Source organism: Janthinobacterium sp. PSPC1-1 (genome assembly GCF_049897625.1).
In the GTDB taxonomy this organism is placed as follows: domain Bacteria; phylum Pseudomonadota; class Gammaproteobacteria; order Burkholderiales; family Burkholderiaceae_D; genus Janthinobacterium; species Janthinobacterium tructae.
In genome coordinates this window covers 401726-417369 of sequence record NZ_JAFCWP010000001.1, presented here as the reverse complement: position 1 = coordinate 417369, position 15644 = coordinate 401726, and the positions used below count along the sequence as shown (strand labels likewise).

Genomic DNA, 15644 nt, shown 5'->3' with positions numbered 1-15644 from the left:
CGCGCCGATGAAACCTGAACTGTCCATTATCATTCCGATCTACAACGAGCAGGATGGCCTGGCCAGCCTGTTCGCGCGCCTGTATCCAGCTCTGGACGCCTTGCAGACGAGCTACGAGATCATCTTCATCAACGACGGCAGCCGCGACAACTCGGTGGCCATCCTGGCGGAACAGTTCCGCCAGCGCCCCGACGTCACGCGCGTCGTCCTGTTCAACGGCAATTATGGCCAGCACATGGCCATCCTGGCCGGCTTCGAAGCTTCGCGCGGCCAGATCATGATCACGCTCGACGCCGACCTGCAGAACCCGCCCGAGGAAATCGGCAACCTGGTGGCAAAGATGCGCGAAGGCTACGATTACGTGGGCTCGATCCGGCGCAAGCGGCAAGATTCCGCCTGGCGCACCCTGGCGTCGAAAATGATGAACCGCCTGCGTGAAAAGATCACGAATATCAAAATTACCGACCAGGGCAACATGCTGCGCGCGTATGGCCGCAATGTGATCGACCTGGTCAACCAGTGCGCCGAAGTCAACACCTTCGTGCCCGCCCTGGCCTACACGTTTGCCCGCAAGCCGACGGAAATTACCGTCGAGCACGAGGAACGCTCGGCCGGCGAGTCGAAATACTCGCTGTACAGCCTGATCCGCCTCAACTTCGACCTGGTCACGGGCTTTTCGCTGATTCCCCTGCAAATCTTTTCCATGCTCGGCATGCTGCTGTCATTCAGTTCGGCCGTGCTGGTGATCTATTTGCTGGCGCGCCGCTTCCTGTTCGGCGCCGAGGCGCAGGGGGTGTTCACCCTGTTCGCCATCGCCTTCTTCCTGATGGGCGTGATCCTGTTCGGCATCGGCCTGGTGGGCGAATACGTGGGACGCATCTTCCAGCAGGTACGTGCCCGTCCCCGCTATGTGGTGCAAACCATCTTGCAGGATGGCATGGTCCAGGCGGAAGCCGAGGCGACATCGTATGTGCGCCTGGAAAAGCGCCAGGTGGGCCGCTGATGGGCGCCCCACGCGCCGTCGTCTTCGGCTACCACAATGTGGGCGTGCGCTGCATCAAGGTGCTGCTCGCTGGCGGCGTCGATATCGCCCTGGTCGTCACGCACGAAGACAGCCCCACGGAAAACCTGTGGTTCGAATCCGTCGCCAGCCTGTGCCAGGCTGAAGGCATCCCGTACATCACGCCTCTGGACGCGCGCGCGCCCGAACTGCTGGCGCAGGTGCAGGCGGCAGCACCAGACATGCTGTTCAGCTTTTACTACCGTCACATGTTGCCCGCTAGCATTTTGGAAGTGGCTCCCGCCTACAATATGCATGGCTCGCTGCTGCCGCAGTTCCGCGGCCGCGCGCCCGTCAACTGGGCCGTGCTGCACGGCGCCACGCAGACGGGCGCTACCCTGCATGAAATGACGGTCAAACCCGACGCCGGCGCCATCGTCGCGCAAACGGCCGTGCCCATCCTGCCCGACGACACGGCCTTCGAAGTGTTCGGCAAGGTCACCGTGGCAGCGGAGCAAACCCTGTGGGGTGTGCTGCCGGCCTTGCTGGACGGTACGGCGCCGCGCCAGTTGAACGATTTGCGCCAGGGCGGCTATTTTGGCGGACGCAAGCCGGAAGACGGCCGGATCGACTGGAAGTTACCTGCGCAACAGGTATACAACCTGCACCGGGCCGTCGCCCCGCCCTATCCCGGCGCGTTCACCGAAGTCAATAATGTCATTTACATCATCGAAACCGCCCGTTTGAGCAAGCGTTCCGCAGGAAGTTTGCCAGCGGGCTTGGCGGTAGTGGATAATTGCATCTTTGGCGTCTGCGGAGACGGCCGCATGCTGGCCATTTCCGCCCTGAGGGCTGCCGGGGAGCCGATTTCGGCTCAGCAATTGCAAGCAAGTCTGACCGCCCGCGTCAGCACACACTGATATCACTCAAGAGAATCTCACATGAAAAAAGTCCTCATCTTAGGCGTCAACGGCTTCATCGGCCACCACCTGTCCAAGCGTATCCTGGAAACCACCGACTGGCATGTCTACGGCATGGACATGAACACGGACCGCATCACGGAACTGCTGGAAAATGACAACTACAAGTCGCGCATGCACTTCTTCGAAGGCGACATCACGATCAACAAGGAATGGGTCGAGTACCACGTCAAGAAATGCGACGTGATCCTGCCGCTGGTGGCCATCGCCACGCCGTCGACCTACGTCAAGCAGCCGCTGCGCGTGTTCGAACTGGACTTCGAAGCCAACCTGCCTATCGTCCGCTCAGCCGCCAAGTACGGCAAGCACCTGGTCTTCCCGTCGACCTCGGAAGTGTATGGCATGTGCCACGACGAAGAATTCGATCCGGAAAACTCGGAACTGATCTGCGGCCCGATCAACAAGCCGCGCTGGATCTATTCGAACGCCAAGCAATTGATGGACCGCGTGATCTGGGGCTACGGCATGGAAGGCTTGAACTTCACCCTGTTCCGTCCCTTCAACTGGATCGGCGCCGGCCTGGACTCGATCCACACGCCAAAAGAAGGTTCTTCGCGGGTGGTGACGCAATTCTTCGGCCACATCGTGCGCGGCGAGAACATCTCGCTGGTCGACGGCGGCGCGCAAAAACGCGCGTTCACCTACATCGATGACGGCATCGATGCGCTGATGCGTATCATCGCCAACAAGAATGGCATCGCCAGCGGCAAGATCTACAACATTGGCAATCCGGTCAACAATTACTCGATCCGCGACTTGGCCGGCATGATGCTGACCCTGGCTGCCGAGTATCCTGAATACGCCGAAGGCGCGAAACACGTGAAAATCGTGGAAACGACGTCGGGCGCCTACTATGGTGCCGGCTACCAGGACGTGCAAAACCGCGTGCCGAAAATCACGAATACCTGCGAAGAACTGGGTTGGGCGCCAAGCACCACCATGGCCGATTCCCTGCGCAATATCTTCGATGCCTACCGCAGCCAGGTAGCCCAAGCCAAAGCCTTGATGGATTAATGTTGAGCAAGCCGTTCCTGACCCTGAAAATCGACGTCGATACCTATCGCGGCACCCGTGAAGGCATGGGCAATCTGGTGCGCATGCTGACCGCGCACCAGGCCAAGGCCACCTTTCTATTCTCGCTGGGCCCTGACCACACGGGTTGGGCACTGCGGCGCGCCTTGAAGCCCGGCTTTTTCAGCAAGGTGTCGCGCACCTCGGTGGTCGAGCACTACGGCTTGAAAACATTGATGTACGGCACCTTGCTGCCGGGCCCCGATATCGGCAAGCAATGCGCGGCGCAATTGCGCGCCGTGCGCGATGCCGGTTTCGAGTGCGGCATCCACACCTGGGATCACACCCTGTGGCAAGACAACGTGGCCAAGCGCAACGCTGCCTGGACCATCAACATGATGCGCAAGGCCGCCAACCGCTACGAACAGGTGTTTGGCACCAAGCCGCACACGCACGGCGCGGCCGGCTGGCAAATGAATGTCAGCGCCTTTGTCGAACACGACACGGCCGGCTACCGCTTTGCCTCCGATGGTCGCGCCATGCTCGACGCGCGCGGCGCCATGGCGCAGCCGTCGCAAGGCCCGCACCGCGTGCGCAATGGCAACACCATATTGCAGTGCATACAATTGCCCACCACCCTGCCCACCCTGGATGAATTGCTGGGCTGCGAAATCGACGGCAAGCTGATCACGACCGGTAATGTTGCCGCGCATATATTGTCGCTGACGGCGGACAATCCGCGCGACCACGTGTATACCTTGCATGCGGAACTTGAAGGACAGAAACTTGCCCCCATTTTCGAACAACTGCTGGCTGGCTGGAAAGCCCAGGGCTACCAGTTTGCAGCGATGGGCGATTATTATGAAAAGATAAAAGAGTCGGACTTGCCCGTTTGCCCCATCACCTGGGATGAGTTGCCCGGACGTTCGGGACGCCTGATTGTGCAGGGCAAAGCGGCCTGAATGCTGTATTGTTGCACCTGGATGCGTTGCCAGATTAAAAAAACAGCGCTGATGATCACCGTTCAGGAGAGAACCTGTGGCTGATAGCCAATCCCTCGTTAGCATACCCGACTTTAGTGCCGCCATGACCAGCGGCAAGACCTTTCAGTTGCTGGGCCGTCCGGCCAAGGCCACGGTGCTGTTTTTCTATCCAAAGGACAACACCCCCGGCTGCACCACTGAAAATATCGCCTTCCGTGACGCGTATGCGCAATTTGTCGCCGCCGGCGTGGAAATCTACGGCATCAGCCGCGATTCCCTGCGCTCGCACGAAAGCTTCAAAGCCAAGCTGGAACTGCCATTCGAGCTCATTTCCGACCCGGACGAAGCCGTTTGCCTGCTGTTTAACGTCATGAAGATGAAACAGATGTATGGCAAGACGGTCCGTGGCGTCGAACGCAGCACGTTTGTGATTGACGCCCAGGGCCGATTGGTGAAAGAATGGAGAGGCGTGAAGGTCGCAACTCACGTGGAAGAAGTGCTGGAATTCGTGGCGCGTCTGAATTGATCATCTGTTCTGATCGCATGCGCGTTGTCGGCATCCAGCCAGCTTGGTTCGACATTAGCTCAACCGCAGTTCAGTTCACGGTACCTATCGCCATTTTGAGTCAACGAAGCGCCTCCACCCACTCCGCCAGGCGGGCCTGCAGCCCGCCGATGGCGTCCATGACCAGCCATGTTGCCGGCCTCCCGGCAGTCTCTCGTCCTGTAGCATTGTTGTTCCCCCGCATCCACCCCATGAGAAGTGCCGCCAGAAGCTGGCTGCCCATGGGCGATTCATTCCAGAAATTTTTTGATTGAGATCCTGATGCCACTGCCAAAATTACCGAGCAAGCCAGCCACCATCCTGGCCACCCAAGATTACCCAACCGCAGGCGCAGCGCGCCCGGCCACCAAAACCCCGGCAGCCAAGAAAGTGGCTGCACCGATCATTGAAGCGGCGATCGCCGAAGTTGCCAAGCCGGTCCGCAATGCGGCCACGAAGATCAAGCAAGTGGCGGCCCTGATGGTTGCCAAGCCGGCGCCTGCGCCAGCCGCTGCCGCACCTGCGGCGCCGGCAAAAGCCGCGCCGGTGGCGAAGGCCAAGGTCACGCCGATCAAGTCCGTCAAGCAGGTCGAGCAGCCGCATCCGGCCAAGCACAAGGCGGTCGAAGTACAGCTCAAGTCGTCCGCCAGCCGCGCCGCCGACCAGCGCGGCATCAGCAAGCTGTTCGTGCTCGACACGAACGTGCTGATGCACGATCCATCGTCGCTGTTCCGCTTCGAGGAACACGATGTGTACCTGCCGATGATGACCCTGGAAGAGCTGGACAACCATAAGAAGGGCATGACGGAAGTGGCGCGCAATGCACGCCAGGTCTCGCGCACGCTCGACGCCCTGATCAGCAACACGGACGACGACGCCATCGAACACGGTATCTTGCTGTCCAAGCTGGGCAACAAGGATGCCAAGGGCCGCTTGTTCTTCCAGACGCGTTTGCAAAGCGCCGACCTGCCGGCTGGCTTGCCAGTGGGCAAGGCCGACAACCAGATCCTCGCCGTCGTGCGCTCGCTGGAATCGGAACAGGAAGGCCGCCCCGTCGTGCTGGTGTCGAAAGACATCAACATGCGCATCAAGGCGCGCGCCCTGGGCTTGCCGGCCGAAGATTACTTCAACGACCATGTGCTGGAAGACACGGACTTGCTGTACTCGGGCATCGTGCAATTGCCGGACGACTTCTGGAACAAGCACGGCAAGGACATGGAATCGTGGCAGGAAAGCAAGAACGGCTACAGCTCGACGTTCTACCGCGTGACGGGCCCGTTCATTCCATCGCTGCTGGTCAACCAGTTCATCTACCTGGAACCGAAAAACGGCGAAACACCGTTCTACGGCCAGGTAAAACAGATCAACGGCAAGACGGCCGTGCTGCAAACCCTGCGCGACTTCAGCCACACGAAGAACAATGTGTGGGGCGTGACGGCGCGCAACCGCGAACAGAATTTCGCGCTGAACTTGCTGATGAATCCGGAATGCGACTTCGTCACCCTGCTGGGCCAGGCCGGTACCGGCAAGACCCTGCTGGCCCTGGCCGCCGGCCTGGCGCAAGTGCTGGAAACCAAGCTCTACAATGAAATCATCGTTACCCGCGTGACGGTACCGGTCGGCGAAGACATCGGTTTCCTGCCAGGCACGGAAGAAGAAAAGATGTCGCCATGGATGGGCGCCTTCGACGACAACCTGGAAGTGCTGAACAAGTCCGACTCCGATGGCGGCGAATGGGGCCGTGCGGCAACGCAAGACCTGATCCGTTCGCGCATCAAGATCAAGTCGCTCAACTTCATGCGCGGTCGCACGTTTGTGAACAAGTTCCTCATCATCGATGAAGCACAGAACTTGACGCCAAAACAGGTCAAGACCCTCGTCACGCGCGCCGGTCCCGGCACGAAGATCCTGTGCCTGGGCAACATCGCGCAGATCGACACGCCGTACCTGACGGAAGGTTCGAGCGGCCTGACCTACGTGGTCGACCGCTTCAAGGGCTGGACCCACAGCGGCCACGTCACCCTGGCCCGCGGCGAGCGTTCGCGCCTGGCCGACCACGCCAGCGAAGTGCTGTAACTTATAGCGGGCGGCGCAAGCTGCCCCAGTCATTCGAAGCCCCGGCTGCAGCGATGCAGGCGGGGCTTTTTTCATGTGCGCGACTTTTTCCTGCGACATGGTCTAATACCGCTCTCTTTCCTCCAGGACACCGTATCCGATGCCTCCCGCCTTCCAGCTGCTGCTTTGCCTCCTCATCTTCATGTTGATCCACATTTCCGTCATGGCGGCCTGTGCCAGGCTGTTCGGCATCACGCTGCGCAGCATCAGCTACGGCGTGGGCCCGACCTTGCTGAGCTGGGGTAAAGTGCGCGTCAAACTGCTGCCCCTGGCCGGCAATGTGGTGCTGAAAGATACGCGTGAAGAAACGCTGTATGACGACGACCCCTGCCTTGACGCCTGTAACTTCCAGCCGCTGTGGAAGCAGTTCGTGTTGCCGCTGAGCGGCGTGGTCGTCTTGCTGGCCTTGTCGCTGGGCATCATGGGAGCCTCGGGCTGGGAACGCTTTGTCGCCGCCTTCGGGCAAATCTTCCACGGCGCGCTGGCGCCGCTGTCGACGGCGCAGGAATTGCTGGGTGAAGGGGAAACGTTTGCCCGCACGCACGGCTTTGCGCTGGTGTTCGCCCTGTTCTCCTTGAAACTGTGCGCCTTCAACCTGCTGCCGTTCGCCGGCTTGAACGGCGGAGAGGCGCTGCTGGCCATCGCACGCGGCGGACGCGCTTTTGTGGCGTGGGAAGAAACGCTGATGAAATGGATGCTGTTGCCGGGGCTGGCGATCTTGCTGGCGTGGGCAGCGGCACTGGCCGTGTATTGCTGGCGCATGCCGGGGCTGTAATAGCACGGCCCCGGTTGGCTACCGCCTAAAAATTCACCCTCAGGCTCAACAGGGCTTCGCGTTCCGCGCCACGGAAGATGCCGCCAAAGTATTTTTTGTCGAATACATTGCCGATATTCAAGGCCAGGCGGTAACGCGCCGTTTCGTAGGCCACGGCGATATCGGCCAGCGTGTACGGATCATTCATGTACAGCGCATTGGCGGCGCCATTGTAGGGAGAACTGCCACGGTAGCGCAGGCCGCCGGCGAGCATCAGGCCGGGCACGGCCATGGGCCTGTAGTCGAGCCAGACGCTGGCCGCATGACGTGTCGTCTGCAGGGTCTGGCGGCCGATTTCATAGGCGTGGTTGCTCTTCGTCGTGCGCGGGTCAAGATAGGTGTAGCCGGCCAGCACGCCCAGATCGGGCAAGGGTTTGAACGTGCCTTCCAGTTCCACGCCCGTCGAACGCACCTCGCCCGTCTGTATCGACGAACGTGGGTGCAGCGGGTCTGGCGTCGTGACATTCGTCTGCGTCAGATCAAACAACGATGCCGTCAGCATGGTCGATGTGCCCGCAGGCTGGTACTTGATACCCAGCTCCACCTGCTTGCCCTTGCGTGGCTGAAAAGCCTTGCCGTCAAAGTCGCGGCCCGTGGCCGGGTCGAACGACGTGGCATAGCTGGCATACGGCGCCACGCCATTGTCGAACAGATACAGCACGCCGGCACTGCCCGTGGTGGCATGGTCGTCGATGCGCGTCGTCGCGGCATTGACCTGCGTGCTGCGCGCACGGTCGCGGCGCAGGCTGGCGTTCGCCACCCATGGTCCCAGTTTGAACTGATTCAAGGTGTAGATGCCCATCTGCTTGAGGTCAGTATCCGTATGGTCGAGTTCAGGCGCGGCGATCGCCTGATGGTACACCGGCAAATAAATATCCAGGTTCGGCACGTCCCAGCCGAAGCCCAGGCCGTCATTCTCCTTGTATTTCAGGTAATCGATGCCCGCCACAAAACGGTGTTCGATCTCGCCCCAGCGAAAGTCCTTTTGCGCGCGGCTGTCGACCGTCCAGGTCTTGCCGTCCACTTTTTCCGCCAGGCTGCCGCGCGTGGCCGTGCGGCCGTCCGCCAGCAAAGCCATGGCGTAGATATGCTGGTAATCGACCTTGATGGTGGCATAGCGCAAGTTTTGCGTCAGCTTCCAGCCATTCCCTGTTGCATGCTCGAACATATAGCCCAGGGCGCGCGTATCGCGGTCGAAATAGTCGAAGGACGGATCGCCCGCCGTGCGGCTGACGGGCAAGTCCTTGATTTGCGGATAGACAAACAGGCTGGGCCACCATGGTTTCGGCGTGCCCCGCTCTTGCGAATACGTGCCCAGCACGGTCAGGCTGGTACGCGCCGAGATGTCCCAGCGCAGCGAGGGCGAGATGGAAACGCGGTTGTTCTTCGACTCGACGGGACGGTCGTCGGCATCGCGGCCCGTCAGCGTGACGCGGTACAGCAAGTCATCCTTGCCCGCGACGGCGCCGCCCAGGTCGGCATTCATCTGATAGCGGTGGTAGCGCCCTGCGGAAACGCCCACGCTATTGACGTGGTCGGCACTCGGCAGCTTGGAAGTGACGTTGATCATGCCACCCGGGCGGCCCTGGCCGTAGAAGACGGAGGCGGGACCCTTGATGACTTCGACGCTGTCAAGGTCTTCCATTTCGCTGTTCCAGGAACCATAACTACCCGCCGACAACAGCTTCAAGCCATCCTGGTAGTACGAGCTGCCATCGCTGAAGCCGCGGATGGTGGCGCCCGACATGCGCACGTCGGCGCCCGTCACGTCCGTCAGCACGCCCGCCGTATAGGCCAGCGCTTGTTCTATGCTTTTCGGTGCCTGCGTCTTGATCTGTTCACGCGTGACGACGGAAATGGCGCGCGGCGTCTCGATCAATGGCGTGCCCATCTTGGTGGCGGCCACGCTGATGGGCACATAACCGCGCGACACCGTGCCCTCGCCCGCGTCAGCCGCCGCCTTGACGGTAATCAATGGCATGACGGCGTCAGGCGCCTTGCTGGCCACGGCGGGCGCGGCGCGCAGCACGTAGCTGCCCGCCTCCAGTTCGACTGCCTGCAAGCCCGTGCCCGCCAACAAGACGGCCAGGGCAGCCTGCGGCGTGTACTGGCCTTGCAAGCCGGCCGTGCTCTTGCCGCTGGCCTGTTCGGGCGTGTAGCTGAGCAAGACATTCGCGGCGCTGGCCAGGCTGCGCAGCGCAGGCGCCAGCGGACCGGCAGGGATGCTGTAGGCCAGGCGCGTAACGCCAGCCTGCTGGGCATTGGCTGCTTGCGCCTGCGCCAGGACTGGCATGGCAACGTATAGCGCCAGGCTGCACACGGCCAGCGACACGGCACGGGCGATGGGAAGGATTTTTGGTGCGGAAATATAGTGGTGTTGCTTGCGACTGACGGACATGGTGTAAAGCCTCTCAAATGGACTGCTGAAATGATTCCCCTACTTAGCAGGTGCCTTGAGAATGCGAATCGGTCAGGCTGGGCGCGAAAAATCTTGCCCCTGCTGGCGCAGCGGCTTTGAGGCTATTATTTTTTGGATACTTATCGTATGCTCGCACCACTGTCTTGACGCCATCAGCAAAAGGAGCTGGCATTTTCTCATTCGACACCTGCGGCAAGCACCTGGCCCTGTGGGCGATCCGCGCCTACCAACGCTATGTATCGCCCCGGAAAGGCTTTAGCTGTGCCTACCGCGTGCTGACGGGACGCGACAGTTGCTCCGCCTACGGCTACAAGGTCATCGCACACCATGGCTTGCGCCCTGGACTGGTGCTGTTGCAACGGCGTCTGCGCGCCTGCGGCGCACGCCATCGCCAGCACCTGGCGCTGCATCCGCAGGCGCGGCGCAGCACGCGCCGCCAGGCTCAGGCGGGATATTGCGACTGCGACGTGCCCCTGGTCGACTGCGCCTGCGACTGCGCCGACGTGGCAAATGTGCTGAGCTGCGATTGGCCGGGTCGCAACAAACATACAAGCTGGTTTCGTAACAGCTATACAACAAGCGAGACATTGAAACAGCAGCAGGCAGCACACCGCAAGAAGATCAGGCAGCGGCAGGATACGGAGAGCTGAAATTCACACAAATACTTACAAATGAAATATTCATTCATGAAATGAATAACCGCTATCGCCACTGTGAATTGGCTGGAAACAGGTCTGCGGCCTATACTCAAGCCGTCTCCCCTACATTGTTTCCCATGCACACCCTGCTCAGCCCGCACACACAGCGGGCTTTTTGTTCCCGGTATTTGCCATTCTGTCTTTCCCCCTTTACCAATCACCGGTCCCAAACCGGGAGCACAGCATGATCGTGCGCGAGCGTCCTTCGGCGCTAAGGCTGTTCCTTGTGGTGCGCGGCTCCGTCCTGCCGCGCATCCGCACCACTCTCATCGTCAACACCCTGATCGCCACCCTGGTCACCTGGTGCCACGGCACCCTGTTCGATCACAAGATCATCCTCACCACCATCCCGTTTACCCTGATCGGCTTGCCGCTGGCCATCTTCCTGGGCTTTCGCAACACGGCCGCCTACGACCGCTACTGGGAAGCGCGCAAGCTGTGGGGCGAACTGGTGTTGCGTAGCCGTAATTTCTCGCGCCAGTGCCAGACCATGATCCGCAGCGATACGCCTGCCCACGCCCGGCTGGGCCTGGACGATGTGCGCGTGCGCATGATCTACCGCACCATCGCCTTTTGCCACGCCCTGCGCCACCAGTTGCGCGACACGCGCGGACCGGACGACTTGCAGCCGCTGCTGCGCCCGGCTGAATGGGAAGCGGCCTGCAAGGCCTCGAACCCGTCCGACTACCTGATGCTGCAGATGGGCCACGACCTGGCCGACTGCGTCCAGCAGGGGCGTATCGACAGCATCCTCACCGCACAGATCGATAACACGGTCTCGGCCATGGTAGCGGCGGGCGCCTCGTGCGAACGCATCCGCAGCACGCCGATTCCCTTTTCGTATTCGCTGCTGCTGCACCGCACGGCGTATCTGTACTGTTTCCTGCTGCCTTTCGGCCTGGTCGACTCGCTGGGCTTCATGACGCCGTTCGTCGTCGCCATCGTCGCCTATACCTTCTTTGGCCTCGATGCCCTGGGCGACGAGATCGAGGAACCGTTCGGCGAAGATGCCAACGATTTACCGCTGTCAGCCATGTGCCGCGCCATCGAAATCAGCTTGCGCGAATCCGTGCAGGATGAGAATGTGCCGCCGCCCATGCAAGCTGACGATTTTCTGCTGAATTGATCCGTACGGCAGCTTTCCCCTTGACCTTACCATCGGGGGAAGGCTTACAGTGGAAGCACTTAATCATTCAAGGAGTGCTTGCATGTATCAGTTACAAGTTGAAAACATGAGCTGCGGCCATTGCGTCGGCTCGGTCACGAAAGCGGTGCAAGGCGTCGATCCTGCCGCACAGGTGCAGATCGACCTGGCCAGCAAGCGCGTCACGGTGGAATCGCCCGCAGAACTGGGCGCCATCAGCGCCGCCATCGTCGAGGCGGGTTACCCCGTCACCAGCGCACAATAAGCGACACGCACACAGAACAGCCGGCCCTTGCGCCGGCTGTTTTTTTTATCCGTCCAGCTCGGGGTAGTGGCGGAAGATGCCCTCCTCGTTGAACGCAATTCTGCGCGTCGACCGCAGGTAGCGGGCAATGTTCGGCCGCGCCGCCACGGCATCGTGCAACTCGCACAAGGCGGGGTACTGCGGCGCCAGGCGCGCCATGGCTTGCGGAAACGCATAATGCAGGCCCGCCAGCATCTGGAACAGCGACAGGTCGCCATACGTGAGTCTGGCCCCCACCAGATAAGGAGCACGGCTGTTCAGCAAGACTTGGGTGAAATAATCAAGGAATTTGGGCAACCGCGTGGCGCGGAAATCGGCGCTGCGCTGCAGGGCCGCCTGTTTCTGTTCCTCATAATATTGATTCATCGATAGCGGATGGTGCGTGTCGTGCACTTCCGTCAGCCAGTCGGCCATCGTCAGCTGCAGCTGGTTCAGCCACAGGCGGCCGCTTTCCGCGCGCGGCGCCAGGCCCAGGCGCCGGCCCAGGTACAGCAGGATATTCGTGGTCTGGCCGATCAGCACGTCGCCATCGCGCAGCACGGGCGGCGCGTAGGCGGCATGTGGCGTACTGTCGCCATCGAGGCATGCCAGCATGGCCGGCATGCCCTGCCCCTTGCGCTCGGGCAAGCGGGCGATGTCGCGGTAGTCGGCGCCCGCCTCTTCCAGGGCCAGGCGAATAAATTCGCCACGCCCCTGTATCGTGGGCCAATAGTACAGTTCATACGCCATACGTACCTCCGTTGATTTACATCAATGGCAACATGCTTTCGCTTCCGTATCGCCGGCCAGCCCCAGGCTTTGCAAGATGGGGCAATCAGGCTTGTCGTCGCCATGGCACGATTGCGCCAGGTGGGCCAGGGTATCGCGCATTTCCGTCAGTTCGGCGATGCGCTTGTTGAGCTCAGCGACGTGGGCCAGGGCGATGCCTTTCACGTCCGCGCTGGCGCGCTGGTCGTTTTGCCACAGCGACAGCAGTTCGCGGATTTGCTCCAGCGAAAACCCCAGTCCCCGGCCGCGCTTGATAAAACGCAAGGCGTGCAAGTCGTTCGGCGTGTAGATGCGATAACCCGCGTCGCTGCGCGCGCTGGGTTTGAGCAAGGTAATGCTTTCGTAGTAGCGTATCATTTTTGCCGATACGCCCGTTTCACTGGCTGCCTGGCCGATATTCATCCTTGTGACTCCTTGGTATGCGTGCTACCTGCATGACTGCGGGCTTTCCAGCGGCGCAGCAACAGGGCATTGCTGATCACGCTGACGGAACTGAAGGCCATCGCCGCGCCCGCCACCATGGGGTTGAGCAAGCCGAAGGCGGCCAGCGGAATGCCGATCATATTGTAGATAAATGCCCAGAACAGATTCTGCCGTATCTTGCTGTAGGTGCGGCGCGAGATATCGATGGCATCCGCCACCAGGGCAGGATCGCCACGCATCAGCGTGATGCCGGCCGCATGCATGGCCACATCCGTGCCCGTCGACATGGCGATGCCCACGTCGGCGGCCGCCAGCGCAGGTGCATCGTTGATACCGTCGCCCACCATGGCCACCCTGGCGCCCGCGCCTTTCAGTGCGACAATTTTAGCGGTTTTATCGGCCGGCAGCATTTTCGCCGCCACTGTGTCGATGCCCAGCAGCTTGCCGACGGCGTCGGCGCTGCCTTGGTTGTCTCCCGTCAACATCACCGTGCGGATGCCCAGGCTGTGCAAATGGGCAATGGCCGCCTGCGCATTCGGCTTGACCTGGTCGCTGAAGGCGAACAGCCCCAGCAACTGCGTACCCGAGGCCAGCCAGGAAATCGTGTTGCCCGTATTTTCCAGAGACAAGGCCTGTGCCGCCAACGGCGTCATGTCCACGTGCAATTCCTGCATCAGGCGCGAGCTGCCCAGTTTCAATTCCAGGCCATCGACCTGGGCCGCCAGGCCGCGGCCCGGCAAGGCCGACAGGGCCGTGGCGGGCAAGGGTTCGATATGGCGCGCACTGGCCGCATCCAGCACGGCCGTAGCCAGGCTGTGCTCGCTACCACGCTGGATGCTGGCCGCCAGTTGCAGCAGCCGTGCATCGTCGATGCCATGCGCATGCAGGGCCGCCAAGGCAGGCTTGCCCACCGTCAGGGTGCCCGTCTTGTCGAACACGACGGTATTGACGGCGTGCGCCACTTCCAGCGCTTCCGCATCCTTGATCAGGATGCCGTAACGGGCGGCCACGCCCGTGCCGGCCATGATGGCCGTCGGCGTAGCCAAGCCCAGCGCGCATGGGCAGGCGATGACCAGCACGGCCACGGCATTGATGATGGCATTTTCCAGCTCGCCGGTCGCAAACCACCAGCCCAGCATGGTCAGCAGCGCCAGCACCAGCACCACGGGAACAAAAATCGCGCTGACCTTGTCGACCAGATGCTGGATGGGCGCCTTGGCCGCCTGCGCGTCTTCCACCAGACGGATGATGCGCGACAAGGTCGTCTCGCCGCCCACGGCTTGCGTGCGCACCAGCAACAAACCATCGGCATTGATGGCGCCGCCCGTGACTTTGTCGCCCGGATGCTTATCGACCGGCAAGCTTTCACCCGTGATCAGCGATTCGTTGACCTGGCTGGCGCCTTCCACCACCACGCCATCGACGGCCACCCGTTCACCAGGGCGGATGACCACCAGGTCGCCCACCTTCACCTGTTCCACGGGCAAATCGATCTCGACGCCGTCGCGGCGCACGCGGGCCGATTCCGGACGCAACACTTGCAGCGCGCGGATGGCCGAGGCCGTCTGGCGCTTGGCGCGGCTTTCCAGCCATTTGCCCAGCAACACCAGGGTGATGACGACGGCTGACGCTTCGAAATACAGGTGCGGCAAGATCTCGCCCGCCGTCAGCCATTGATAGACAGACAAGCCATACGCGGCGCTCGTGCCCAGCGCCACCAGCAAGTCCATATTGCCGCTGCCGGCGCGCGCCGCCTTCCAGCCCGCCTTGTAGAAGCGCGCGCCAAAGTAAAACTGCACGGGCGTGGCCAGGGTGAACTGCAGCCAGCCTGGCAGCATCAGATGGATGCCGGCCCACTCGAGCAGCATGGGCAGCATCAGGGGGAAGGCCAGCACGGCCGCGAACGCCACTTTCATGCCGTCGCGGTTGGGCACGGCGGCAGGCGCGCCGGCCCGGCTGGCGGCAGGCACCGTGGCGGCATAGCCGGCCTTGTCGATGGCGGCAATCAGTGTGCCCGCTGCCACACCGCCCGTCACCTTGATGCGTGCGCTTTCCGTTGCCAGATTGACGCTGGCGGCCAGCACGCCCGGCACTTTCAACAGGGCTTTTTCCACCCGGCCCACGCACGAGGCGCACGTCATGCCGGCTACCAACAGGTCGATGTCCGTGCTGGCCAGCGCATAGCCGGCCTTGTCCACGGCCGCCTGCAAGGTGGCCAGCGGAACGTTCTGGCTGGACGCCACCCTGGCCGTATCGGTGGCCAGGTTGATGCTGGCGCTGGTCACGCCCGGCACGGCCGCCAGCGCTTTTTCAACGCGGGCCACGCACGAGGCGCAGGTCATGCCTTCGACCGTGAACGATTGCACATAAGGGGAAGCTGGCTGCATGGCGCGGATCCTGTAGACGAGAGATGATGTCTACAGGATCGTCCCTACCATGAT

At 61.6% G+C, this 15644-nt stretch carries 14 protein-coding genes; 10 read left to right on the top strand and 4 right to left on the bottom strand.

All coding sequences use genetic code 11. The features are described from left to right. The first annotated feature begins 7 nt into the window (after nt 1-7). From ACP7EG_RS01830 to ACP7EG_RS01800, 7 genes are all read left to right on the top strand, one after another. Complete coding sequence (locus ACP7EG_RS01830) at nt 8-1003, top strand: glycosyltransferase (protein WP_243136522.1); 996 nt, start codon at nt 8-10, stop codon at nt 1001-1003. After that, the gene (locus ACP7EG_RS01825) at nt 1003-1920 is read left to right on the top strand and encodes a formyltransferase (RefSeq protein WP_426086186.1); all 918 of its coding nucleotides are present in this window, start codon (nt 1003-1005) and stop codon (nt 1918-1920) included. Before ACP7EG_RS01830 ends, ACP7EG_RS01825 begins: the two co-directional genes overlap by 1 nt. 21 nt (nt 1921-1941) lie before the next feature. Next, nucleotides 1942-2994 (top strand): bifunctional UDP-4-keto-pentose/UDP-xylose synthase, encoded by a 1053-nt coding sequence (locus ACP7EG_RS01820; RefSeq protein WP_096237160.1) that lies wholly within the window; start codon nt 1942-1944, stop codon nt 2992-2994. Then, entirely contained in the window at nt 2994-3953 is a 960-nt protein-coding gene (locus ACP7EG_RS01815; protein ID WP_426086185.1) for a polysaccharide deacetylase family protein, read from the top strand. The genes ACP7EG_RS01820 and ACP7EG_RS01815 overlap by 1 nt, the downstream gene beginning before the upstream one ends. Nucleotides 3954-4029: 76 nt before the next feature. Next, nucleotides 4030-4500 carry a peroxiredoxin gene (locus ACP7EG_RS01810; protein ID WP_168208442.1) on the top strand — a complete coding sequence of 157 codons (471 nt, stop codon included), beginning with the start codon at nt 4030-4032 and terminating at the stop codon, nt 4498-4500. Between the two features lie 300 nt (nt 4501-4800). Then, nucleotides 4801-6594 (top strand): PhoH family protein, encoded by a 1794-nt coding sequence (locus tag ACP7EG_RS01805; protein WP_426086184.1) that lies wholly within the window; start codon nt 4801-4803, stop codon nt 6592-6594. Nucleotides 6595-6733: 139 nt separating this feature from the next. Continuing rightward, on the top strand, nt 6734-7408 hold the full coding sequence (locus ACP7EG_RS01800) for a site-2 protease family protein (protein ID WP_426086183.1): 675 nt from the start codon (nt 6734-6736) through the stop codon (nt 7406-7408). Between the two features lie 25 nt (nt 7409-7433). Here the strand turns inward: ACP7EG_RS01800 and ACP7EG_RS01795 are convergent, their stop codons facing one another. Next, nucleotides 7434-9845, bottom strand: a complete 2412-nt coding sequence (locus ACP7EG_RS01795) for a TonB-dependent siderophore receptor (RefSeq protein WP_426086182.1) — start codon at nt 9843-9845, stop codon at nt 7434-7436. Nucleotides 9846-10009: 164 nt separating this feature from the next. Here ACP7EG_RS01795 and yidD point away from each other — a divergent pair, with 164 nt between their 5' ends. From yidD to ACP7EG_RS01780, 3 genes are all read left to right on the top strand, one after another. After that, nucleotides 10010-10516: a membrane protein insertion efficiency factor YidD gene (yidD, locus tag ACP7EG_RS01790; protein WP_426086181.1), complete on the top strand. Its 507-nt coding sequence runs from the start codon at nt 10010-10012 to the stop codon at nt 10514-10516. A 232-nt stretch (nt 10517-10748) separates the two neighbouring features. Next, a complete protein-coding gene (locus ACP7EG_RS01785) occupies nt 10749-11690 on the top strand; it encodes a bestrophin family protein (protein ID WP_426086180.1) in 942 nt (313 codons plus the stop codon). An 82-nt stretch (nt 11691-11772) separates the two neighbouring features. After that, a complete protein-coding gene (locus ACP7EG_RS01780; protein WP_099762867.1) occupies nt 11773-11973 on the top strand; it encodes a heavy-metal-associated domain-containing protein in 201 nt (66 codons plus the stop codon). A gap of 45 nt (nt 11974-12018) precedes the next feature. Here ACP7EG_RS01780 and ACP7EG_RS01775 read toward each other — a convergent pair whose 3' ends face one another. Genes ACP7EG_RS01775 through ACP7EG_RS01765 form a run of 3 tightly spaced genes read right to left on the bottom strand, consistent with a single transcriptional unit; the run spans nt 12019 to nt 15590 of the window. Then, nucleotides 12019-12741, bottom strand: a complete 723-nt coding sequence (locus ACP7EG_RS01775; RefSeq protein WP_426086179.1) for a glutathione S-transferase — start codon at nt 12739-12741, stop codon at nt 12019-12021. 21 nt (nt 12742-12762) lie between these two features. Continuing rightward, the gene (cueR, locus tag ACP7EG_RS01770; RefSeq protein WP_099762866.1) at nt 12763-13182 is read right to left on the bottom strand and encodes a Cu(I)-responsive transcriptional regulator; all 420 of its coding nucleotides are present in this window, start codon (nt 13180-13182) and stop codon (nt 12763-12765) included. After that, on the bottom strand, nt 13179-15590 hold the full coding sequence (locus ACP7EG_RS01765) for a heavy metal translocating P-type ATPase (RefSeq protein ID WP_426086178.1): 2412 nt from the start codon (nt 15588-15590) through the stop codon (nt 13179-13181). The genes cueR and ACP7EG_RS01765 overlap by 4 nt, the downstream gene beginning before the upstream one ends. Nucleotides 15591-15644: the final 54 nt, after the last annotated feature.

What these genes read in the sequence shown, in the direction of transcription:
- ACP7EG_RS01830 (WP_243136522.1), top strand. Translation starts at nt 8, where the DNA reads ATGAAACCTGAACTGTCCATTATCATTCCGATCTACAACGAGCAGGAT.
- ACP7EG_RS01825 (WP_426086186.1), top strand. Translation starts at nt 1,003, where the DNA reads ATGGGCGCCCCACGCGCCGTCGTCTTCGGCTACCACAATGTGGGCGTG.
- ACP7EG_RS01820 (WP_096237160.1), top strand. Translation starts at nt 1,942, where the DNA reads ATGAAAAAAGTCCTCATCTTAGGCGTCAACGGCTTCATCGGCCACCAC.
- ACP7EG_RS01815 (WP_426086185.1), top strand. Translation starts at nt 2,994, where the DNA reads ATGTTGAGCAAGCCGTTCCTGACCCTGAAAATCGACGTCGATACCTAT.
- ACP7EG_RS01805 (WP_426086184.1), top strand. Translation starts at nt 4,801, where the DNA reads ATGCCACTGCCAAAATTACCGAGCAAGCCAGCCACCATCCTGGCCACC.
- ACP7EG_RS01800 (WP_426086183.1), top strand. Translation starts at nt 6,734, where the DNA reads ATGCCTCCCGCCTTCCAGCTGCTGCTTTGCCTCCTCATCTTCATGTTG.
- ACP7EG_RS01795 (WP_426086182.1), bottom strand. Translation starts at nt 9,845, where the DNA reads ATGTCCGTCAGTCGCAAGCAACACCACTATATTTCCGCACCAAAAATC.
- ACP7EG_RS01785 (WP_426086180.1), top strand. Translation starts at nt 10,749, where the DNA reads ATGATCGTGCGCGAGCGTCCTTCGGCGCTAAGGCTGTTCCTTGTGGTG.
- ACP7EG_RS01780 (WP_099762867.1), top strand. Translation starts at nt 11,773, where the DNA reads ATGTATCAGTTACAAGTTGAAAACATGAGCTGCGGCCATTGCGTCGGC.
- ACP7EG_RS01775 (WP_426086179.1), bottom strand. Translation starts at nt 12,741, where the DNA reads ATGGCGTATGAACTGTACTATTGGCCCACGATACAGGGGCGTGGCGAA.
- cueR (WP_099762866.1), bottom strand. Translation starts at nt 13,182, where the DNA reads ATGAATATCGGCCAGGCAGCCAGTGAAACGGGCGTATCGGCAAAAATG.
- ACP7EG_RS01765 (WP_426086178.1), bottom strand. Translation starts at nt 15,590, where the DNA reads ATGCAGCCAGCTTCCCCTTATGTGCAATCGTTCACGGTCGAAGGCATG.